Consider the following 20,958-nt stretch of genomic DNA (forward strand, 5'->3'; position numbering starts at 1 on the left):
GGTGGACAATAACCAACCTATTATCGTCAAGCGGGTGACCCGCAAGGACCACGGGCATCATGGTGGTTCCTGGAAAATCGCCTTTGCCGACTTTGCCGTGGCGATGATGGCCTTCTTTCTGGTCATGTGGCTGATCACGGTTGCGACACCTGAGCAGCTGCGCAGTATTTCCGGCTACTTCAACGACCCCATCGGCTTCAACGAAGGGGGCAGCCCCTGGGCGATTGATTTGGGCGGCTCCCCTGAAGTGGCCCCGCAGACCACCTTGAATCAGACGCCGCAGGAAACCGGGCAGCAGGAGGTCAGCGAGGATAGCGCGCGTGAGCTGGCTGATCAGGCCGAGCGCCGCGATATGGAAATGCTGCTGCAGGAGTTGCAGAACCAGATCGACAGTGAGCCGGTGTTGCAGCGCTTCAAGGATCAGATTCTGATCGAAATCACCCAGGATGGGCTGCGCATCCAGATTGTCGACGCCGAGAACCGCCCCATGTTCGCCAGCGGCAGCGCCCAGCTGCAGCCGTATTTCGAGGAAATCCTGTTGTCGCTGAGCGACACCATTGCCAAGGTCAAGAAAAAGATCAGTGTCAGCGGCCACACCGACGGACAGCCCTACGCCGGGCGTCGCGGTTATGGCAACTGGGAGCTGTCCAGTGATCGTGCCAACGCCGCCCGCCGCACTCTGCTGGCGGCGGGCTATCCGGAGGAACAGGTAGCCCGAGTGGTGGGTTATGCCGATTCGGCGTTGTTTGATCGGGAGGATCCGCTCAGTCCGATCAATCGACGCATCGATATCGTGGTGCTCAATCGTCAGGCCGAGGAGCAGATTCGCGAGGGCGCTGACAGTGCTGCGCCAGCGGTGGCGCCGGAAACGCTGGACGTTCAGCCGCCGGTGATCGAGCTGCCGGAGCCGGACGCGGCTCCGGTGCCTTCGGCGCCAGAAGCTCAGACTGCGGACCCCGCGGCGGCCGCACCGGCTGCCAATGGGCAGCGCCGATTGAACCTGTTTGACAACGCCGAGCAGCTACGCGGACTGGATCAGTAGCTGTCTGAGCCGTCGTCCAGCGTCGAGAGGATATGGCGGTAGCTGGCCATACGCACGGCCGATATGTCTCCGCGCTCCACCGCTTGCAGCAGCGCGCAGCCGGGTTCGTGCAGATGCTGGCAGTCGCGAAAGCGGCAAAGGCCAAGCAGCGGGCGAAACTCGATAAAGCCTTCAAGCAGCTCGTCGTGACTGATATGCGTCAGGCCGAACTCGCGGATGCCGGGCGAGTCGATCAGGTCGCCGCCGTCAGGAAAATGAAACAGCCTGGCCGTGGTGGTGGTGTGAGTGCCCTTGCCGGTGCTCTCCGACAGGGCGCCGACGCGCAGATCCTGCCCGGGCAGCAGGGCATTGATCAGCGACGACTTGCCAACCCCGGACTGGCCGACAAAGACGCTGGTGTGGTCTCGCAGTTCGCCGCGCAGCTGGTCCAGTCCGTCACCTTCTCCCGCCGACAGCAGCAGCGTGCGATACCCGAGGCGAGCGTAGTCTTCCAGCCATTGCAGCAGCTCTGCTGCACCTGCGCTGCCTGGCAGCAGGTCAGACTTGTTCATTACCAGCAGTGGTTCCAGCCCGGCCTGCTCGGCGGCCACCAAGTAGCGGTCGATCAGGTTGGTATAGGGGGTGGGTAGCGGGGCAAAAACGATGATCAGCCGGTCTACATTGGCTGCTACCGGCTTCAACTGGCCGCGCTGGTCTGGACGGCACAGTTCGGTTTGGCGCGGCTGTTGAGCAACGATAACGCCACTTTGCTGATTGTCGGCGCGCCAGACGACCTGATCGCCGGTCACCAGCGCCGGCAGGTTGGCACGGCGATAGCAACGCCGAATCTGACCTGCCAGTTCGCCGCTGGTGGCTTCCACGTCGACCTGTACGCCAAAGTGGGCGATCACCAGGCCGGGCTGCTCTGGGCCCAGGTCGCCGCCTTCCAGGCTCTCTTCGGCTTTTTCGGCGCGTCGCTCTGCGCGCGCAGCGCGCTCGTCCTGAATCTTCTGAATGCGCCAATTCTGGCGGCGGGTGAGGTGTCGTTTGGCCATGGGCTCGGAGTCTGAATAATCGGCGGCAGTTTAGCAGTTATACTGCAGCCAATGCGCGTTTCGCGCTGCCAACTCTCATGCAGGAGCTCCCATGCAACACCCTGACAACCTGATCTGGATCGACCTGGAAATGACCGGCCTGGATCCGGACAACGATGTGATCATCGAAATCGCCACCATTGTGACCGACGCCGAGCTCAATGTGCTGGCTGAAGGCCCAAGTCTGGCGGTCAAGCAGCCGGATGCGCTGCTCGATGGCATGGATGAGTGGAACACCCGCCAGCACGGCCAGTCCGGCCTGACCCAGCGCGTGCGCGATAGCCAGATCAGTGCGGCAGAGGCCGAGCGTCAGACCATCGCCTTTCTTGCCGATTGGGTGCCGGCGGGCAAATCGCCCATGTGTGGTAATAGCATCTGTCAGGATCGGCGCTTTCTCTATCGCGGCATGCCGGCGCTGGAAAAGTACTTCCACTACCGCAACCTGGATGTCTCGACTCTGAAAGAGCTGGCCTCACGCTGGGCGCCTGAGGTCAAGAACGGCTTCAAGAAGCAAAGCAGTCACCTGGCGATGGATGACATTCGTGACTCGATCGCCGAGTTGCAGCACTACCGCGAGCACTTCATTAAGTATTGATGCCGTGCTGCGCCAGCGCCCAGTCCACATGCTCGCGCACCAGCGCTGAGGGGTGCGCCTGGCGCAGCTTCAGGGCTTCTATCACGTTGATGCTGCTGGTTGCGTTACCCAGGCCAATGGCTAGGTTGCGCAGCCAGCGTTCATGGCCAATCCGCCTGACAGGTGAGCCCTCGGTGCGCTTGAGGAAGGTGGCTTCATCCCAGCGAAACAGCTCCACCAGGCTGGCTTGATCCAGATTGTGTCGAGGCGTGAAGTCCGCTTCCTCGGTCGCTTTGGCAAACCGGTTCCAGGGACAGACCAGCTGGCAGTCATCGCAGCCGAATACCCGGTTGCCCACCGGCTTGCGCAGTGCTTCGGGTATCGCGCCCTTGAGTTCGATGGTCAGGTAGGAGATGCAGCGGCGTGCGTCCAGCAGGTGCGGGCCGACAAAGGCGCCGGTCGGGCAGGCGGTCAGGCAGGCGGTGCATTTGCCGCAATGCTCGGTTTGTTGCGGGGCGTCGATCGGTAGCGGCAGGTCCGTGTATAGCTCACCCAGAAAGAAATAGCTGCCAGCCTTGCGGTTGATCAGCATGGTGTTCTTGCCGATCCAGCCGAGTCCTGAGCGGGTGGCGAGTGCGCGCTCCATGACCGGTGCGCTGTCGACAAAGGCGCGGTAGCCGAAGGGGCCGATCAACTGCTCGATACGTTCGGCCAGTTGTTGCAGGCGGCGCCGGATCAGCTTGTGGTAGTCGCGCCCCAGGGCGTAGCGCGAGATATAGGCGGCATCGGGGTTGGCCAGACGCTTGGCCATCTCGGTCTCGGTCGGCAAGTAGTCCATCCGCACCGAGAGCACTCGCTGCGTACCGGGCACCAGTTCGTTCGGGCGGGTACGCTTGCTGCCGTGGCTGGCCATCCACTCCATCTCGCCATGGTAGCCAGCATCAAGCCAGTGTTGCAGGTGCTGTTCGTGTTCGCCCAGCTCTGTCGCGCCGATACCCAGTTGCTGAAAGCCCAGTTCGCGCGCCAGTTGGCGAATCTGCTCGGCTAGCTGCTGATAATCTGGTGTTTGGGAGGTCATGGCGGCTGGGGTTGGTTGACAGGCTTCCCTATAATTGTGCCAGACCTCAAGGGAGCCTAGCCATGCTCGCATCATTACCTCCTGTGCTTTATTCCCGCGACCAGACCCGGGCGCTGGACGCGACGCTGATCGCTGGCGGCCTTGCCGGGCTGGAGTTGATGCAGCGCGCCGCCTCGGCGGCCTGGAGCGCGGTGCAGCAGCGCTGGTCGCGGCATGACGGCATGACGGTACTCTGTGGTGCCGGAAATAACGCGGGCGATGGTTACCTGCTGGCGTGTCTGGCGCAGGCTGCTGGCTGGCAGGTGTCGATCCTCACACTGTCTGCACCGGAGCGCCTGCAGGGAGATGCGGCACTGGCCTGGCAACAGGCCCGGGACGCGGGTGTTGATATCGCGCCTTGGCAGGCCGGCAGCGAGCTGACCGGCGTGCTGGTCGACGCCATGCTGGGCACCGGTCTGCAGGGAACTGTGCGGCCTGGCTATGGTGCGGCGATCGAGGCGCTGAACCGCTCCGGTTGTCCGGTGCTGGCGCTGGATGTCCCCAGTGGCCTCGATGCTGACTGCGGTGTGCCGTTGGGCGCTGTGGTGCAGGCCACGGCGACGGTGACCTTTATCAGCGTCAAACCGGGCCTGCTGACCGGGCAGGGGCCCGATTGCTGCGGTGAGCTGCTTTTTGCGCCTTTGGTCGAGTTCCTTCCGGACAGTGTCCCGGCGACCATGGAGCTCTTGCTGCCAGAGCGCTGGCAGAGCTGTCTTGCTCCGCGTGCCCGGTCTGCCCACAAGGGGCGCTATGGGCACTTGGTGCTGGTGGGCGGTGGCCCCGGCATGGGGGGCGCGATCATGCTGGCGGCTGAGGCTGCACTGCACTCGGGCGCGGGGAAGATCAGTGTGGCAACCGCGCCCGAGCATGTTGCGCCGCTGCTGGCGCGACATCCGGAGATCATGGTGCACGGTCTGGCCGATGCGGCTGAGCTGGGGGCCTTGCTGCAGCACGCGGATGCCTTGGTGGTGGGGCCGGGCCTAGGCCGCTCGGCCTGGGCCCAGCAGTGTCTGGCAGCCTGTATTGCGGCGGATCTGCCGCGCGTGTTCGATGCCGATGCGCTGAATCTGCTCGCGCGTATGCCCCGCCCGCCGGCGCTGGGCGCTCGCTCGATAGTGACGCCGCATCCGACCGAAGCCGCGCGCGTGCTGGGCTGCGCCACGGCAGATGTCTCGCAGGATCGCTTGCAGGCGACCCTGCGCCTGGTGGAGCTGCTCGATTGTCACGCGGTGCTCAAGGGGGCGGGCTCGCTGGTCGCCAGTCCGGTGTCGGCAGGGCTGTTGCCGGCCTTGTGCAGTGCGGGCAACCCGGGCATGGCGGTGGGGGGGATGGGCGATGTGCTATCAGGCTTGCTGGGCGCGTTGTTGGCGCAGCGCGTTCCCGCCGCGAAGGCGGCGCGGTATGCTGTGCTGGTGCATGCGCAGGCCGGTGATCATCTGGCGCGCCGAGTGGGTGAAGTCGGGCTGATGGCGAGCGAGATGGCGCCAGTGATACGCGGCGTCTTGAATCAACGGGGAGTGGTATGAAGCTGGAATTACTGGCCAATGGCGAAGACGCCATGGTCGAGCTGGGGGCGCAGATTGCAACGGCGCTAGAGGGGCGGGGTGTCGTCTATCTGGAAGGCAACCTGGGTATGGGCAAGACCACGCTCAGTCGCGGCATTGTTCGCTCTTTCGGGCACACAGGGGCGGTCAAGAGCCCTACCTACACGCTGGTTGAACCCTACGAGCTCGGACCGGTCAATGTATATCATTTTGATCTGTATCGACTGGCCAGTCCCGAAGAATTGGAGTTTCTGGGTGTGCGCGACTACTTCGATGGCGACAACCTGTGCCTGGTAGAGTGGCCAGAGAAGGGGGCGGGCGCTTTGCCAAGGCCTGATCTGACGATTACCATTGACGCCGTGGGAGCCGGGCGGCGTCTGACGCTGACCGCAGGCAGTGCCCACGGCCAGGCGACCTGCCAACGGATACAACAATTGCGGAGTGAAGGCTAGCGTGAATCGCATGACCGGGGGAAAGCGCCGGCTACCGCTGTTGGGGGCGGTGGTGCTCTTTGGCCTGCTGGCCCAATGGGCGCAGGCGGCAGATATCAAGAGTGTGCGTCTGTGGCGTGCGCCGGACAACACGCGGCTGGTGTTTGATCTGAGTGGGCCAGCCGAGCATACGCTGTTTACCCTGTCCAACCCCGAACGTATTGTCATCGACATCAGTAATGCCCGGTTGACCGCAAACACCAGTGGCTTGGAACTGGACAATACCCCGCTCACCGGCTTGCGGTCGGCGCCGCGTGACGGCGGTGACCTGCGTGTGGTGCTGGACCTGTCCACGGCGGTGAACCCCAAGAGCTTTGTGCTGCCGCCCAACCAGCAGTATGGTGACCGGCTGGTCGTCGATCTTTTCGACCAGAGCCCTCGCCGGGCTGGCAGCCTGCCGACGCCGAGTGAGCCCTCTGCCTCCCCGTTACCGCAAACACCTACTCGCTCGGCCAGCGAAGCTGGGGACCGTGACGTCATCATCGCCATCGATGCGGGGCATGGCGGAGAGGATCCTGGTGCCATCGGCCATGGCGGTGCACGTGAAAAGGACGTTGTGCTGGCGATATCGCGCGACCTGAAGCGCCTGATTGACGCCGAGCCGGGCTTCCGAGCCGAGCTGGTGCGCACCGGCGATTACTTCATTCCATTGCGTCGGCGCACCGAGATTGCGCGTCAGCACAATGCGGACCTGTTTGTTTCCATCCATGCCGATGCCTTTACCCGTGCCAGCGCCAACGGCGCATCGGTCTTCGCCTTGTCCGATCGCGGCGCTACCTCCGAAACCGCGCGCTTGCTGGCCGACCGGGAAAACCGCTCGGACCTGATTGGCGGCGTTGGTGGTGTCAGCCTGGACAACAAGGATCAGGTGCTGGCCAGCGTGTTGCTGGATCTGTCGATGACGGCGACCTTGTCGGCCAGTCTGGACGTCGGGCAGCAGGTCTTGTCGTCGGTTGGACAAATTAATCGGTTGCACAAGTCCCGTGTGGAGCAGGCCGGTTTTATGGTGCTGAAGTCACCGGATATTCCCTCGATCCTGGTGGAAACCGGGTTTATCTCCAATCCGGGAGAGGCGCGTAAGCTGGTTACCCGGGATCACCAGCAATCCATGGCGCGTGCCATCTTTACTGGCGTAAAAGGGTATTTTCATCGCAACCCGCCGCCTGGTACCCGTGTGGCAGCCATGAAGGCCGAGGGTCGCCTGGCACAGGGCCCCCGCGAGCATACGGTGCGTCGGGGCGACAGCCTGTCTGCTATTGCCAATATCTATCAGGTGTCGCTGGCCAGCCTGCGCGATGCCAATGACCTTTCCTCCGACCGGATTCGTGTTGGCCAGGTGCTCAAGGTGCCGGCCGGCAGTGTGCTGGTCCAGAACGAACGCTGATATGTCTCGTATTCAACTGCTTAGTCCGCGTCTGGCCAACCAGATCGCGGCAGGGGAGGTCGTTGAGCGACCTGCCTCGGTAATCAAGGAACTGCTGGAAAACAGCCTCGATGCGGGCGCCAGGCGGATCGATATCGACGTGGAGCAGGCGGGCGTCAAGCTGCTGCGCGTGCGTGACGACGGCTCGGGAATCGAACAGGATGACCTCCCGCTGGCCCTGTCGCGCCATGCCACCAGCAAGATTCGCGATCTGGATGATCTGGAGGCCGTGGCTACGCTGGGCTTCCGTGGCGAAGCGCTGGCATCGGTCAGCTCGGTTTCGCGGCTGACCCTGACTTCCTGCCCCGAGGGGGCGGACCAGGCCTGGCAGGTCGAAACCGAGGGGCGCGATATGGCGCCCAGCGTGCGCCCTGCCGCGCACCCGCGGGGCACGACTGTCGAGGTGCGGGACCTGTTTTTCAATACGCCGGCGCGGCGCAAGTTCCTGCGCACCGAGAAAACCGAATTCAGTCACCTGGAAGAAGTGGTCAAGCGGCTGGCTCTCTCGCGCTTCGACGTGGCATTCAACCTGCGGCATAACGGCCGTCCGGTGCTGGGGCTGCCTCCGGCGCAGACCGAGCAGGAGGCGCGCCGCCGGGTTGCCAGCGTCTGTGGCCCTGCCTTTGTTGAACAGTCACGGCAAATTGACAGCGAACGCAGCGGCTTGCGCCTGTGGGGCTGGGTCGGGCTGCCAACCTTCTCGCGCAGCCAGGCGGACCTGCAGTATTTCTTCGTTAATGGACGCATGATCAAGGACAAGCTGGTCGCGCACGCCGTTCGTCAGGCGTATCGCGACGTGCTGTTCAACGGCCGCCATCCGACCTTTGTGTTGTTTATGGAGCTGGACCCGGCGGTGGTCGATGTGAATGTGCATCCGACCAAGCATGAAGTGCGCTTCCGTGATGGGCGGATGGTGCACGACTTTCTGTTCAGTACGCTCTATCGCGCCTTGGCTGACCAGCGGCCCGGTGACCAGGCTGAGGGTGACGAGGCGCCAGCTCCGGGGGCGCAGCCGGTCAGCCAGCCGACCGTATCCGGGCTGGATGCCGGCGTCTTTTCCGGTCAGCAACGCATGGCGCTGAACGAGGCGCCAGCAACCTGGAATGCACCGTCTCCAAGTGCCTATGTGCCGCCAGCCGCGCCGCCCGCCGGGGCGGCGGCAGCCTACGCGGGACTTTATGGTAGCGGCGGCGCGTCAGCGCCAAGCCTGCCGGCAGCAGTTGAAGGGGAGGATGTGCCTCCGCTGGGCTATGCCGTCGCCCAATTGCATGGGGTCTACATTCTGGCTGAAAACGCCGCCGGCATGGTCATTGTCGACATGCATGCGGCTCATGAGCGGATTACCTACGAGCGCTTGAAACAGGCGATGGACCACGAAGGGCTGCGCAGTCAGCCGCTGCTGGTGCCGGCCAGCATGGCCGTGAGTCAGCGCGAAGCCGACTGTGCGGACGAACATGCCGCCTGGTTTCAGAAGCTGGGCATGTCGCTGCAGCGCATGGGGCCGGAAACCCTGGCGATTCGCGAAGTGCCCTCGCTGTTGCGACAGGCTGACGCCGAGCCGCTGGTGCGGGATGTGCTGAGTGATCTGCTGGAATATGGCAGCAGTGACCGTATCCAGGCGCACCTCAACGAATTGCTGGCAACCATGGCGTGCCACGGCTCGGTGCGAGCCAATCGTCGCCTGACCCTGGCGGAAATGAACGCGCTGCTGCGTGATATGGAGCACACCGAGCGCAGTGGTCAGTGTAACCATGGGCGTCCGACCTGGACCCAGCTGAGCATGACCGAGCTCGACAAGCTGTTTCTGCGGGGGCGCTGATGGCTTCAGTCTCCGGCACGTCAGGGCTGCCGCCGCTGGTCTGTCTGATGGGGCCGACCGCCTCGGGCAAAACGGATTTGGCCATGTATCTGTACGACCAGTTTCCCTGTGAACTGGTCAGCGTCGATTCGGTGCTGGTGTACCGTGGCATGGATATCGGGTCGGCCAAGCCTGATGTGCAAACGCTGCAGCGCTATCCGCATCATCTGATCGATATCCTCGACCCGGCCGAGCCCTACTCGGCAGCGCGGTTTCGCGATGATGCCCTGGCATTGATACGGGACATCACTGCGCGTGGCCGTGTGCCGCTGCTGGTGGGGGGCACCATGCTGTATTTCAAGGCGCTGGCGGGAGGTCTGGCAAGCATGCCGTCGACCGACCCGGTGGTGCGTGCGCGCATTGACGCCATGGCGCAGGAGCAGGGCTGGCCAGCGGTGCACGCGGCGTTGGCGCAGGTTGATCCGGTCTCGGCTGAACGCATTCACCGCAATGATCCGCAGCGTATTTCCCGTGCCTATGAGGTATTTCTCGGCAGCGGGATTACACTGACTCAATGGCATGAGCGTCAGCACGCAGAAAAAGCCGCGGATCAGACGCCCGGTGGCGGTGTTTTACCTTATACTGTGCGTTATCTGGCGGTTGCTCCGCAGGAGCGCTCGGTACTGCATGAACGAATTGCCGAACGTTTTTCGCTGATGTTGCAACAAGGGCTGATTTCCGAGGTCGAAGCACTGCACGCGCGTGGCGATCTGGACGTCAGCATGCCCTCGATCCGGGCGGTCGGTTATCGACAAGTCTGGGATTATCTCGAAGGGCAGCTGAGTTACGAGCAGATGCACGAGCGAGGTGTCATCGCAACGCGCCAGTTAGCCAAGCGTCAGTTTACCTGGTTGCGTGGCTGGAATGAGCCGATTGAGTGGCTTGACAGTCTCGACCCGAAAAGATTCGAGCGGGCCTTGAAAGTGCTGCAGACGGCCTCATTATGAGGCTTCGACGCTTCTGCAAGCTGTGCTTGTGCAGTAACGGTGCCTGCTCGTCTTTTGGATAATGGACAGGCCGGCCGATTCGCATTCAAATAATGCTCAAAAATATACGGTTTCCATAAAAGGAGTGAGGCAATGTCAAAAGGGCATTCACTACAAGACCCTTACCTGAACGTTCTGCGTAAGGAACGCGTTCCGGTATCCATCTATCTGGTCAACGGCATCAAGCTGCAGGGGCAGATCGAATCTTTCGACCAGTTTGTCATTTTGCTGAAGAATACTGTCAGCCAGATGGTCTACAAGCATGCTATTTCCACTGTTGTTCCCGGTCGCCCCGTGCGTCTGCCGACACAGCCTGGTGCTGACGAGGCCGAGGCCGGCAATCCCTGATGATGCAGGAGGCCTGATTGTTTTTTGAGCGCCATGAAGGGGGTGAACGTGCGATTCTTGTTCACCTCGAAGGTCTGGACGAGCAGCGCCAGGAAGATCCGCAGGAATTTATCGAACTGGTACGGTCTGCCGGCGCTGAAAATGCAGGTTTCCTGACCATTTCCCGCCATCAGCCCACCCCGCGTTTTCTTATCGGTAGCGGTAAGGTCGACGAGCTGCGGGCGCTGGTCAAGGCCAGCGAAGGTGAGCTGGTCATCTTCAATCACACCCTGACCCCCAGCCAGGAGCGCAATCTCGAGCGCGAACTGGAGTGCCGGGTCATTGACCGTACCGGTCTGATTCTGGATATCTTCGCCCAGCGTGCGCGTACCCACGAGGGTAAGCTGCAGGTGGAGCTGGCTCAGCTCGACCATCTCAGCACGCGTCTGGTGCGTGGCTGGACCCACCTTGAGCGTCAGAAGGGCGGGATTGGTCTGCGCGGCCCGGGTGAGACCCAGTTGGAGACCGACCGTCGCCTGCTGCGCGTGCGTATCAAGCAGATTACCAAGCGGCTGGAGAAGGTGCGCAGTCAGCGTGATCAGGCGCGCCGCGCCCGGCGCCGGGCGGAAATCCCGGTGGTGTCGCTGGTGGGTTATACCAACGCGGGCAAGTCGACGTTATTCAACACGCTGACGGTCTCCGAGGTTTACGCGGCAGATCAGTTGTTCGCTACCCTTGATCCGACGCTGCGGCGCATCGATCTGGCCGATATTGGGCCGGTGATCCTCGCCGACACGGTGGGTTTTATTCGCCATTTGCCGCACAAACTGGTCGAGGCGTTCCGTGCCACGCTGGAGGAGTCCAGTCAGGCTGATCTGCTGCTGCATGTGATCGATGCCGCCGACGAGGAGCGTGAATCCAATGTCGATCAGGTACATCACGTGCTCGGTGAGATCGGCGCGCTCGAGTTGCCGATGCTCGAGGTGTACAACAAAATCGACCTGATTGACGGTTTTGAACCGCAGATCCAGCGTGACGAAGAGGGTGTGGCGGTGCGCGTCTGGATTTCGGCTCGCCAGGGGCGCGGGCTGGACCTGCTGGCCCAGGCCGTTTCCGAGCGACTGGGCGATGATATCGTGCAGGAGCGGATCCAGCTGGACTATGCTGAGGCGCGTTTGCGCGCCCAGTTCTACGCCGCCGGTGCGGTGGTGGGAGAGCAGATTGGCGACGATGGCCGGCAGCAGCTGGAGGTGCGCCTGCAGCGCAGCGATTTCAATCGGCTGCTCAAGCGCGAAGGCTGGCAGCCGGAGCAGTTTCTGCAGCAACATACTTTGCAATGAAAGCAGGGGAGGCCAGTTCGCGTCCCCTGTCAGGTTTACGGTAGGATTGCACCCTGTTTCGGGTCGTCGCGGCCCGGGCTTTGATTGGTTACAGACAACGGAGAACGCTATGGCCTGGAATGAGCCTGGTGGCGGCAACAATTCTAACGACCAGGATCCCTGGGGCAGTGGCGGCGGCGGTGGCAATCGCGGCGGCAAGCAGGGTCCGCCGGACCTGGATGAGGCGCTGCGCAAGCTGCAGGACAGCCTGAATAACCTGTTCGGCTCGGGCAAGCGTAACAACCGCAACGGCGGGTCGGCTGGTAACGGCGGCAGTGCCGGTATTCCGGGCTGGATCTGGGCGCTGGGCCTGGTTGTCATCCTCGGTTTCTGGGTGTTCAAGGCCGTGTATATGGTCAATGAGCAGGAGCAGGCAGTGATTCTGCGCTTCGGCGAGTACCACCGCACTGTGGGGCCGGGTCTGCATCTGTACTTCCCGCCGGTCGAGAAGAAGTTCCAGCGTAACGTGACGCAGGTGCGCTCTTATCGCCAGCAGGGTCAGATGCTGACAGAAGACGAGAACATCGTTGAGGTGCCGGTCGCGATTCAGTACCGCATTTCCAATCTCGAGAACTTTGTGCTCAAGGTTGAAGACCCGGAGACCAGTCTGCGTCATGCCACCGAGAGCGCTGTGCGCCACGTCGTGGGTTCCACGCCGATGCACCAGGTGCTGACAGAAGGGCGTGAGCAGATGGCGGTTGAGGTAACCGAGCGTCTGCAGCGCTATCTGGACAGCTACAACACCGGTATCGCGGTGACCCAGGTGAATATCGAGAACGCCCAGGCACCGGCCGAGGTACAGGACGCGTTTGACGACGTTATCCGTGCCAAGGAAGACGAAGTGCGTGCGCGTAACCAGGCCGAAGCCTACGCCAATGGCGTGATTCCTGAGGCGCGCGGTCGTGCCCAGCGGATGTTGGAGGAAGCCAACGGTTATCGGGATGAAGTGGTGGCGCGCGCCGAGGGTGAAGCCAGACGCTTCGACCTGCTGCTGGAACAGTATGTGTTGGCGCCCGAGGTGCTGCGCGAGCGTATGTACATCGATGCCATGCAGAGTGTGCTGAGCAGCACCAGCAAGGTGCTGGTGTCTGGCGGCGAGGGCAGCAATAACCTGTTGTATCTGCCGCTCGACAAACTGATGAGTCAAAGTGGTGGCGGGTCGTCCAGTGGCTCTTCCGCCGGCCTGCCGCCGGTTGTGCAGAGTGATTCGTCCGCCCGTACGCCTGCTTCGCAGCAGCGTGATCTGCGCTCCAGGGAGTCCCGCTGATGAGTAACAAGTCACTGTTTGGATTGATAGTGCTGCTGGCCGCGGTCATCGTTGGCTGGAACAGCTTCTTCGTGGTCGCCCAGACCGAGCGGGCGATTGTGCTGCAGTTCGGAAAGGTGGTGGAGAATGATGTGCCGCCGGGGTTGCACTTCAAGCTACCCTTTGTGCAGGAAGCGCAAGCCTTTGATGGCCGTCTGCTGACGCTGGATACCGCGACCCAGCGTTATCTGACGTTGGAGAAGAAGGCGCTGATGGTGGATTCCTACGCCAAGTGGCGCATCGCTGATGTGCAGCGCTTCTACACCGCTACCTCGGGCCTGCGCGCCATCGCCGAAGAGCGTCTGTCGCGCCAGCTGGAGTCCGGTCTGCGCAACGAGGTGGCTCGTCGTACCCTGCATGAGGTGGTGTCTGGTGAGCGCGATCAGCTGATGGCTGATATCACGGCCACGCTGGATGAAAATGCCCGTCGCGAGCTGGGTATCGAGGTAGTGGATGTTCGGGTCAAGGCGATTGACCTGCCGGCCGAGGTAAATCGCAGCGTATTTGATCGCATGAGTACCGAGCGTGAGCGCGAAGCGCGCGAGCACCGCGCCAAGGGTGCCGAGCTCGCCGAGGGGATTCGCGCCGATGCCGACCGCCAGCAGCGCGTAATCATTGCCGAGGCGTTCCGTGAGTCCGAGAAGATTCGGGGTGATGGCGATGCGCAGGCGGCGGCGATCTACGCTGAGGCCTACAACAAGGACCCGGAGTTCTACTCCTTCTCGCGCAGCCTGCAGGCCTACCGCGAGAGCTTTGCCAACAAGTCCGACATGCTGGTGCTGGACCCGGAAAGCGAGTTCTTCAAGTACATGCAGGCTGATCCGCTGCAACGCTGAGTGCCTTGGCACTGAAAGACGGGCTGCCCTTGGGTGGCCCGTTTTGCTGTCTGGGCTGGTGATGGGCGGCTGCGGATTTGCGCAGGTGCCGACTGCGCAAAACGTGGTACACTTGCGCAGCCGGGGAAATCCCGGCTTTTTTGTGACCGGTCCACGCTGCTTGATGCGCTGGCAGAGGTGGTGCTGACGGGGGCGGGCATGTTGCAGGAAATCTTGACGGCACTCTGTCTGGTGCTGGTGATCGAGGGCATACTGCCTTTTCTGATGCCGGCGCGCTGGCAGCGTATGCTTGGCGGTATCGCCGAGCTAGGTGTGCGTCAGATAAGGCTGGCAGGTCTTGCCAGTATGTTGATCGGCACCTTGTGCCTGTATCTGGTTCGCTAGGTGTCTGAGCGTCACGCCGAGGCTCGGCACCCTGTATGAAAGGTTTAAAAAATGCCTAGTGTAGATCGCTGGCTGTTGCCTGACGGCATCGACGAAGTGCTGCCCCGTGAGGCGGTACGTATTGAAACAGCTCGTCGACAGCTGCTGGATCTGTTCTCCCGCTGGGGGTATGACCTGGTCATCACCCCGCACATCGAATACCTCGAATCGTTGCTCACTGGCGCTGGCCATGACCTCGAACTGCAAACCTTCAAGATGATCGATCAGCTGTCCGGGCGCATGCTCGGTCTGCGCGCCGATATCACGCCGCAGGTTGCGCGCATTGATGCGCATACGCTGGGGGCCGAGGGGCCATCGCGTCTGTGTTACTGCGGTAGCGTGCTGCATACGCGTCCACGGGCGTTGTCGACCTCGCGCAGCCTGATCCAGCTGGGTGCCGAGTTGTATGGCGATGCCTCCAGTGCCAGTGATATTGAAGTCATCTCCCTGATGCTCGAAACCTTGGCGCTGTGCCGGGTGGAAGGAGTGCATCTGGATATCGGGCACGTTGGCATCTATCGCGGTCTGATTCAGGCGGCCGGGGTGGATGAGTCGACCGAGAGTGCCTTGTTTGATGCTCTGCAGCGCAAGGCCGCTGACGAGGTGGCTGAGCTGGCGGGTTCGCTGGAGCAGGCCTCGCTGGGGGGCATGTTGTGCAGTCTGGTCGAGCTGTCCGGTGGTGTCGAGGTGCTTGATCGTGCCCATGCGCTGCTCGACGGTGCGCCTGAATCGGTCATGGCGGCGCTGGACGATCTGGCCGAGGTGGCACAGGTGCTGGCGCGCAACTACCCTGATGTGCCGCTGTATTTCGACCTGGGTGAATTGCGTGGCTACCATTACCACACGGGCGTGGTCTTTGCCGCCTTTGTGCCGGGGCTTGGCCAGAGTGTCGCTCAGGGCGGTCGTTATGATGACATCGGCAGCGACTTCGGCCGCGCTCGTCCGGCTACCGGTTTCTCGACTGATCTGCGTTTTCTGGTGCAGCGGGGGCAGATCGTCGGTGCCGATCAGGCCTCGGCTATCTGGGCGCCCTACAGTGCAGAAGCCGGTTTGCAGCAGGCCGTGGCTGAGCAGCGCGCGGCGGGGCAGCGCGTGATTGTAGCCTTGCCTGGGCAGGCGGATAGTGAAGCGGTGACGCATGGTTGCGATCGTGTGTTGACCTGGCGTGACGGCCGTTGGCAGGTCGTTGAACTGAATTCGTGATTAGACGGCCGTAAGGCCATTTCAATTCTAGTGAGGCATGGGCTGAACATGGGTAAGAATGTTGTCATCCTGGGGACCCAGTGGGGCGATGAGGGTAAGGGCAAGATCGTTGACCTGCTGACCGATCAGGTCGCGGCGGTAGTGCGTTATCAGGGCGGCCACAACGCCGGCCACACGCTGGTGATCGATGGTGAGAAGACCGTGCTGCACCTGATCCCGTCCGGGATTCTGCGTGACAACGTCCAGTGCTTCATCGGTAATGGTGTCGTGTTGTCGCCCGAAGCGCTGCTGAAGGAGCTGACCGAGCTGGAAAGCAAGGGTGTTCCGGTGCGCGAGCGTCTGCGTATCAGCCCGGCTTGTCCGTTGATCCTGCCTTATCACGTTGCGCTGGATCAGGCCCGCGAGCTGGCCCGTGGCGAGGCCAAGATCGGCACCACCGGTCGCGGTATCGGTCCGGCCTATGAAGACAAGGTGTCGCGTCGCGGTCTGCGCGTGGCTGACCTGTTCCATCGCGAGCGCTTTGCCGCCAAGCTGGGCGAGGTGCTGGATTACCACAACTTCGCCCTGCAGCATTACTACAAGGTTGAGCCGATCGACTTCCAGAAGACGCTGGATGAGGCGATGGAGTATGCCGAGTGGCTGGCGCCGTTGATGACGGATGTCACTGCGCGACTGCATGAGTTGCGTCGCGAAGGCGCCAATATCATGTTTGAGGGGGCTCAGGGTTCGCTGCTGGATATCGACCACGGTACCTATCCCTTCGTAACCAGTTCCAACACCACGGCTGGCGGTACTGCCACCGGGTCTGGCTTTGGTCCGCTGTATCTGGACTATGTGCTGGGTATCACCAAGGCCTATACCACCCGTGTTGGCTCCGGTCCTTTCCCGACGGAGCTGTTCGATGAGGTGGGTAGTCGTCTGGCTGAGCGTGGCCACGAGTTCGGCTCCACCACTGGCCGTGCGCGTCGCTGTGGCTGGTTTGACGCCGTCATCCTGCGCCGGGCAATCGAGATCAACAGCATCAGTGGTCTGTGTCTGACCAAGCTGGACGTGCTGGATGGTCTGGATGTGATCCGCATCTGTGTCGGTTACCGCAACGCCCAGGGTGACGTCATTCAGGCGCCGACCGATGCTGATAGCTACATTGGTCTTGAGCCGGTGTACGAGGATGTGCCGGGCTGGCAGGAATCCACGCTGGGCGTGAAGACCCTGGAAGGTCTGCCGGCCAATGCTCAGGCTTACATCCGTCGCATCGAGGAGCTGGTGGGTGCGCCCATTGATATTATCTCCACTGGCCCGGATCGTAATGAAACAGTGATTCTGCGTCAGATATTCCAGGCCTGAAGGCTGGTCGAGAAGGCGCTCTGAAGGGCGCCTTTTTTATTTGCGAGTTTCGCTGGCATGTCGCTCGACGCTGGAAGGAAGGGTGAGGTGTTAAAGCGATAGACATAAAAAAACCGAGCGCTTGGCTCGGTTCTTTTACGAAATTGGTGCCCAGGAGAAGACTCGAACTTCCACGACCGTAAGGTCACTAGCACCTGAAGCTAGCGTGTCTACCAATTTCACCACCTGGGCGATTTCTTGAAGCTGAAAAAACCGAGCGTTGCTCGGTTTTTTCTGAATTGGTGCCCAGGAGAAGACTCGAACTTCCACGGCCGTAAGGCCACTAGCACCTGAAGCTAGCGTGTCTACCAATTTCACCACCTGGGCATGTCATCTGAAGCTGCTATGCTGAACCGGGGTCCACTACGATAGCCGTTTCCTGTTGACGGCGCGAATCTTAGATAGTCGTGGCGTACTTGTAAACCCCTGACGTAAAAAAATTATCCCGCAAACAGGTGCATGTGGCATTGATTTTCGGTTCAATAGGGGCCTATGACGAAAAAGACCAAATCCCCCGGTGCGACCTCTCGGTCGGACCACCCCAACACTTCCCACAATTCCGCTGTGTCGTCTGACTGGAGTCAGATGGACCCCGAAGCTCGGCGCGAAGCAGAGAAGTATGACAATCCCATCCCCAGTCGCGAGCTGATTCTGCAGTTGCTGGAGAATCGTGGTGCGCCCGCAACGCGTGCCCAGCTGCAGCAGGAGTTCGGCCTGCAGGACGAAGAGAGTATCGAGGCGTTGCGCCGCCGTCTGCGCGCTATGGAGCGCGATGGTCAGGTCATCTATACGCGTCGCGGCGCCTATGCGCCAGTGGACAAGCTGGACCTGATTCCCGGACGGGTGCAGGGGCACCGTGACGGCTTCGGCTTCCTGGTGCCTGATGATGGCGGCGAAGACCTGTTTCTTGGTCCCTCGCAGATGCGTTTGGTATTTGATGGTGATCGCGCGCTGGGGCGTGTTACCGGTGTAGATCGCCGCGGTCGCAGCGAGGGCGCCATTGTTGAGGTGATCGCCCGCGCCCACGAGATCCTGGTTGGCCGCTATTACGAGGAAAATGGCATCGGCTTTGTGGTCGCTGACAACGCCCGTATCCAGCACGATGTACTGATTGCTCCGAATGCCAAAGGCAGTGTCAAGCACGGCCAGTACGCTGAAGTGCGCATCACCCATTGGCCGACCATGAATCGTCAAGCCCAGGGCGAGGTGATTGAAGTGGTTGGCGACTACATGGCGCCGGGCATGGAAATCGAAGTGGCGCTGCGCAGCTATGATATTCCCAGCGAGTGGCCCGAGGCGGTTGTCAAGGAGGCGAGTCGCCTGAAGGATCACGTGGTCGAGAAGGACAAGCTCAAGCGTGTCGACCTGCGCCACCTGCCACTGGTCACCATTGACGGTGAAGACGCCCGCGATTTTGACGACGCGCTCTACTGTGAGCCGCACAAGGCCAGCGGCTGGCGGCTGTTCTCCGGTGGCTGGAAGCTCTACGTTGCCATTGCTGACGTGTCGCACTACGTGCCGGTTGGCTCGGCACTGGACGAAGAGGCCGAGTTGCGCGGCACCTCGGTGTACTTCCCCAGTGAAGTGATTCCCATGCTGCCGGAGGCGCTGTCCAACGGGCTGTGCTCGCTGAATCCGCATGTTGATCGTCTGGCGATGGTCTGTGAGATGACCATCTCCAAGACCGGCGAGCTGACAGACTTCGAATTCTACGAGGGTGTGATCCACTCGCATGCGCGCCTGACCTATAACAAGGTCTCCAGCATGCTGGAGCACCCGCGTAGTCGCGAGGGTAAAGCCCTGCGTGATGAGTACAACGAAGTGCTGCCGCACCTGGAGCACTTGTATGAGTTGTACAAGGCGCTGGCCAAAGCGCGTCAGGGCCGGGGCGCCATCGATTTCGAAACAACCGAAACGCGCATGGTATTCGGTGATGATCGCAAGATCATCGAGATCAAGCCGACAACGCGTAACGATGCGCACAAGATCGTTGAAGAATGCATGCTCTGCGCGAACGTTGCGACCGCACGCTTCCTGCAGGAGTTGGAGCTGCCGGGCCTGTATCGCGTGCACGATGGGCCGCAGGCTGAAAAAGTTGAGCGGCTGCGTGAGTTTCTCAACTCCCAGGGCCTGAGCCTGACGCGCAAGAAAGGCGTGCCGACGCCGGAAGACTATGCTGCGGTACTGGCCAAGGTTCAGGGGCGGCCTGATGCCCAGCTGATCCAGACGGTCATGCTGCGCTCGCTCAGTCAGGCGGTCTACAGCCCGGACAATGCAGGGCATTTTGGCCTCAACTACGAGGCGTACACGCACTTTACCTCGCCGATCCGTCGCTACCCCGATTTGCTGGTGCACCGAGCGATCCGCAGTGTAATTCGCTCGCGTCGCAAAACGGATCTGGTGCGCCGGGCCGGTGCCGGCCTGATGCCGAAGGGGCGTATTTATCCCTACGACCACCAGCGCCTGGCTGAGCTGGGCGAGCAGTGCTCGCAGCATGAGCGCCGCGCAGATGAAGCGACCCGTGATGTGGTCAGCTGGCTCAAGTGCGAGTTTATGCAGGACAAGGTGGGTGAGAGCTTTGATGGCCTGGTCACGGCCGCTACCAGCTTTGGTCTGTTTATCGAGCTGACGGATATCTACGTTGAGGGCTTGCTGCATGTGACGGCGCTGCCGGCGGACTACTACGTGTTTGATGCGGTGCATCACGCGCTGGTTGGTGAACGCTCAGGCAGGCGTTTCCGTCTTGGCGATCCGGTGCGCGTGCAGGTGGCTCGGGTGGATCTGGATGACCGCAAGATCGACTTCGAAATGGCGGCCGATGCACCGCCGCCGCCGGCCGCAGAGCGTCAGGTGTCGGCCAGCCGGGCCATGCGTGAAAAGCTGCTGGCCGATGCCCGCCGCGCTGCGGGTGAGGCGGAGCCGCGCGGCAAGGTCCGCTCCGGCGCCAGCGCGGGGAAGGCGCCGGCGGGCAAGGGTAAGGGCAAGTCGGCCAAACCGGCCGGTGCTGCCAAGCCTGCGGGCAAGAAACCTGCCGGTGATAACCGCAGCCCACGCAAGCGCAAGGCCCGTTGAGCATGAGTGATCTGGAGCGGGTGTTTGGTTTGCACGCGGTGCAGGCCTTGGTCGAACGACATCCCAAGCGCATCAAGCGACTATTGCTGCAGACGGGACGGTTGAATGAGCGGCAGCAGGCGGTACTGGCCTCGGCTGAACAGCAGGGTATTGCTGTTCAGCGGGTGGCTGGTGACGAGCTGGATGCCCAGGCCGAGGGCGTGCATCAGGGTGTGGTGGCGGAGGTCTCACCGAGTCAGTTGTGGTCAGAGGAGATGCTTGGGCATCTGCTGGACCGGCTCGAGGGTACGCCTTTGCTGCTGGTGCTGGACGGCGTGACCGATCCGCACAACCTGGGCGCCTGTCTGCGCAGTGCCGATGCCGCTGGAGCGCACGCGGTGATCGTGCCGCGTGATCGCTCGGCCAGTCTGAATCCTACGGTACGCAAGGTGGCCTGTGGTGCCGCGGAAACCGTGCCGCTGGTGGCGGTGACCAACCTCAGTCGTACCCTCAAGCAGCTCAAGCAGCGCGGGCTCTGGGTGGTCGGCACGGCGGGGGAGGTGGAGCAGTTGATCTACGACGTCGACTTTACCGTGCCGTCGATCATTATCATGGGGGCCGAGGGCGCTGGTATGCGGCGCCTGACTCGCGAGCATTGCGACTACCTGGCCAAGCTGCCCATGGCTGGCAGCGTCAGCAGTCTCAACGTATCGGTGGCAACCGGTATTTGCCTGTTCGAAGCGGTGCGTCAGCGCAGGGCATCGAGCTGACCTGGATGCCGACGGTGCCGAGGGCGCCGTCGGTGTAACTTAACCCTTGCAGGTTAACTAGCCTCCCGCCCACACTATTGGCTTCCAGCTTCCAGCTTCCAGCTTCCAGCTTCCAGCTTCCAGCTTCCAGCTTCCAGCTTCCAGCTTCCAGCTTCCAGCTTCCAGCTTCCAG

The 20,958-nt window shown here is 61.9% G+C and carries 18 protein-coding genes and 2 tRNA genes; 16 read left to right on the forward strand and 4 right to left on the reverse strand.

The genetic code is table 11. The features are described from left to right. Window position 1 precedes the first annotated feature (1 nt). Window positions 2-1,042: a flagellar motor protein MotB gene (motB, locus tag ASB58_RS02525; RefSeq protein WP_096003428.1), complete on the forward strand. Its 1,041-nt coding sequence runs from the start codon at window positions 2-4 to the stop codon at window positions 1,040-1,042. On the opposite strand, the gene rsgA is transcribed toward motB, so the two are convergent. Beyond that, window positions 1,036-2,076, reverse strand: coding sequence for a small ribosomal subunit biogenesis GTPase RsgA (gene rsgA, locus ASB58_RS02530; protein WP_118129243.1), 1,041 nt, complete (start codon window positions 2,074-2,076; stop codon window positions 1,036-1,038). The genes motB and rsgA overlap by 7 nt on opposite strands. Before the next feature lie 91 nt (window positions 2,077-2,167). On the opposite strand from rsgA, the gene orn reads away from it, so the two are divergent. After that, window positions 2,168-2,710 (forward strand): oligoribonuclease, encoded by a 543-nt coding sequence (gene orn, locus ASB58_RS02535; protein ID WP_096003430.1) that lies wholly within the window; start codon window positions 2,168-2,170, stop codon window positions 2,708-2,710. Here the strand turns inward: orn and queG are convergent. Next, window positions 2,700-3,767: a tRNA epoxyqueuosine(34) reductase QueG gene (gene queG, locus ASB58_RS02540; protein ID WP_118129244.1), complete on the reverse strand. Its 1,068-nt coding sequence runs from the start codon at window positions 3,765-3,767 to the stop codon at window positions 2,700-2,702. The genes orn and queG overlap by 11 nt on opposite strands. Window positions 3,768-3,829: 62 nt before the next feature. On the opposite strand from queG, the gene ASB58_RS02545 reads away from it, so the two are divergent. The 12 genes from ASB58_RS02545 (at window position 3,830) to ASB58_RS02600 (ending at window position 16,926) form a co-directional block, all read left to right on the forward strand. Continuing rightward, a complete protein-coding gene (locus ASB58_RS02545; protein ID WP_118129245.1) occupies window positions 3,830-5,332 on the forward strand; it encodes an NAD(P)H-hydrate dehydratase in 1,503 nt (500 codons plus the stop codon). Continuing rightward, entirely contained in the window at window positions 5,329-5,802 is a 474-nt protein-coding gene (gene tsaE / locus ASB58_RS02550; RefSeq protein ID WP_096003433.1) for a tRNA (adenosine(37)-N6)-threonylcarbamoyltransferase complex ATPase subunit type 1 TsaE, read from the forward strand. Before ASB58_RS02545 ends, tsaE begins: the two co-directional genes overlap by 4 nt. A 10-nt stretch (window positions 5,803-5,812) precedes the next feature. After that, window positions 5,813-7,225 (forward strand): N-acetylmuramoyl-L-alanine amidase, encoded by a 1,413-nt coding sequence (locus ASB58_RS02555; protein WP_118129977.1) that lies wholly within the window; start codon window positions 5,813-5,815, stop codon window positions 7,223-7,225. Between the two features lies 1 nt (window position 7,226). Continuing rightward, window positions 7,227-9,083, forward strand: coding sequence for a DNA mismatch repair endonuclease MutL (gene mutL, locus ASB58_RS02560; protein ID WP_118129246.1), 1,857 nt, complete (start codon window positions 7,227-7,229; stop codon window positions 9,081-9,083). Then, window positions 9,083-10,069 carry a tRNA (adenosine(37)-N6)-dimethylallyltransferase MiaA gene (gene miaA, locus ASB58_RS02565; protein WP_118129247.1) on the forward strand — a complete coding sequence of 329 codons (987 nt, stop codon included), beginning with the start codon at window positions 9,083-9,085 and terminating at the stop codon, window positions 10,067-10,069. The genes mutL and miaA overlap by 1 nt, the downstream gene beginning before the upstream one ends. A gap of 132 nt (window positions 10,070-10,201) precedes the next feature. Then, the gene (gene hfq / locus ASB58_RS02570) at window positions 10,202-10,456 is read left to right on the forward strand and encodes an RNA chaperone Hfq (RefSeq protein ID WP_083728692.1); all 255 of its coding nucleotides are present in this window, start codon (window positions 10,202-10,204) and stop codon (window positions 10,454-10,456) included. Between the two features lie 17 nt (window positions 10,457-10,473). Next, window positions 10,474-11,775 (forward strand): ribosome rescue GTPase HflX, encoded by a 1,302-nt coding sequence (hflX, locus tag ASB58_RS02575; protein ID WP_096003436.1) that lies wholly within the window; start codon window positions 10,474-10,476, stop codon window positions 11,773-11,775. A gap of 109 nt (window positions 11,776-11,884) precedes the next feature. Continuing rightward, window positions 11,885-13,081 (forward strand): FtsH protease activity modulator HflK, encoded by a 1,197-nt coding sequence (hflK, locus tag ASB58_RS02580; protein WP_118129248.1) that lies wholly within the window; start codon window positions 11,885-11,887, stop codon window positions 13,079-13,081. After that, window positions 13,081-13,956: a protease modulator HflC gene (gene hflC / locus ASB58_RS02585; RefSeq protein WP_096003438.1), complete on the forward strand. Its 876-nt coding sequence runs from the start codon at window positions 13,081-13,083 to the stop codon at window positions 13,954-13,956. The genes hflK and hflC overlap by 1 nt, the downstream gene beginning before the upstream one ends. Window positions 13,957-13,989: 33 nt before the next feature. Continuing rightward, window positions 13,990-14,340, forward strand: coding sequence for a DUF2065 domain-containing protein (locus ASB58_RS20415; protein WP_407920649.1), 351 nt, complete (start codon window positions 13,990-13,992; stop codon window positions 14,338-14,340). A gap of 51 nt (window positions 14,341-14,391) precedes the next feature. After that, window positions 14,392-15,582 (forward strand): ATP phosphoribosyltransferase regulatory subunit, encoded by a 1,191-nt coding sequence (locus ASB58_RS02595; protein WP_118129249.1) that lies wholly within the window; start codon window positions 14,392-14,394, stop codon window positions 15,580-15,582. Between the two features lie 48 nt (window positions 15,583-15,630). Then, window positions 15,631-16,926, forward strand: a complete 1,296-nt coding sequence (locus ASB58_RS02600) for an adenylosuccinate synthase (protein ID WP_118129250.1) — start codon at window positions 15,631-15,633, stop codon at window positions 16,924-16,926. Between the two features lie 144 nt (window positions 16,927-17,070). Here the strand turns inward: ASB58_RS02600 and ASB58_RS02605 are convergent. Both ASB58_RS02605 and ASB58_RS02610 read right to left on the reverse strand, forming a co-directional pair. Then, window positions 17,071-17,157, reverse strand: a tRNA-Leu gene (locus ASB58_RS02605). A 48-nt stretch (window positions 17,158-17,205) separates the two neighbouring features. Next, a tRNA-Leu gene (locus ASB58_RS02610) sits at window positions 17,206-17,292 on the reverse strand. 258 nt (window positions 17,293-17,550) lie between these two features. Between ASB58_RS02610 and rnr the strand changes: the two genes are divergently transcribed. Together rnr and rlmB are read left to right on the forward strand one after the other, a co-directional pair. Then, entirely contained in the window at window positions 17,551-20,037 is a 2,487-nt protein-coding gene (gene rnr / locus ASB58_RS02615; RefSeq protein WP_235827166.1) for a ribonuclease R, read from the forward strand. A 2-nt stretch (window positions 20,038-20,039) separates the two neighbouring features. Then, window positions 20,040-20,786 carry a 23S rRNA (guanosine(2251)-2'-O)-methyltransferase RlmB gene (rlmB, locus tag ASB58_RS02620; RefSeq protein WP_118129252.1) on the forward strand — a complete coding sequence of 249 codons (747 nt, stop codon included), beginning with the start codon at window positions 20,040-20,042 and terminating at the stop codon, window positions 20,784-20,786. Window positions 20,787-20,958: the final 172 nt, after the last annotated feature.

It is taken from the genome of Pseudomonas abyssi, from assembly GCF_003444685.1.
In the GTDB taxonomy this organism is placed as follows: Bacteria; Pseudomonadota; Gammaproteobacteria; order Pseudomonadales; family Pseudomonadaceae; genus Halopseudomonas; species Halopseudomonas abyssi.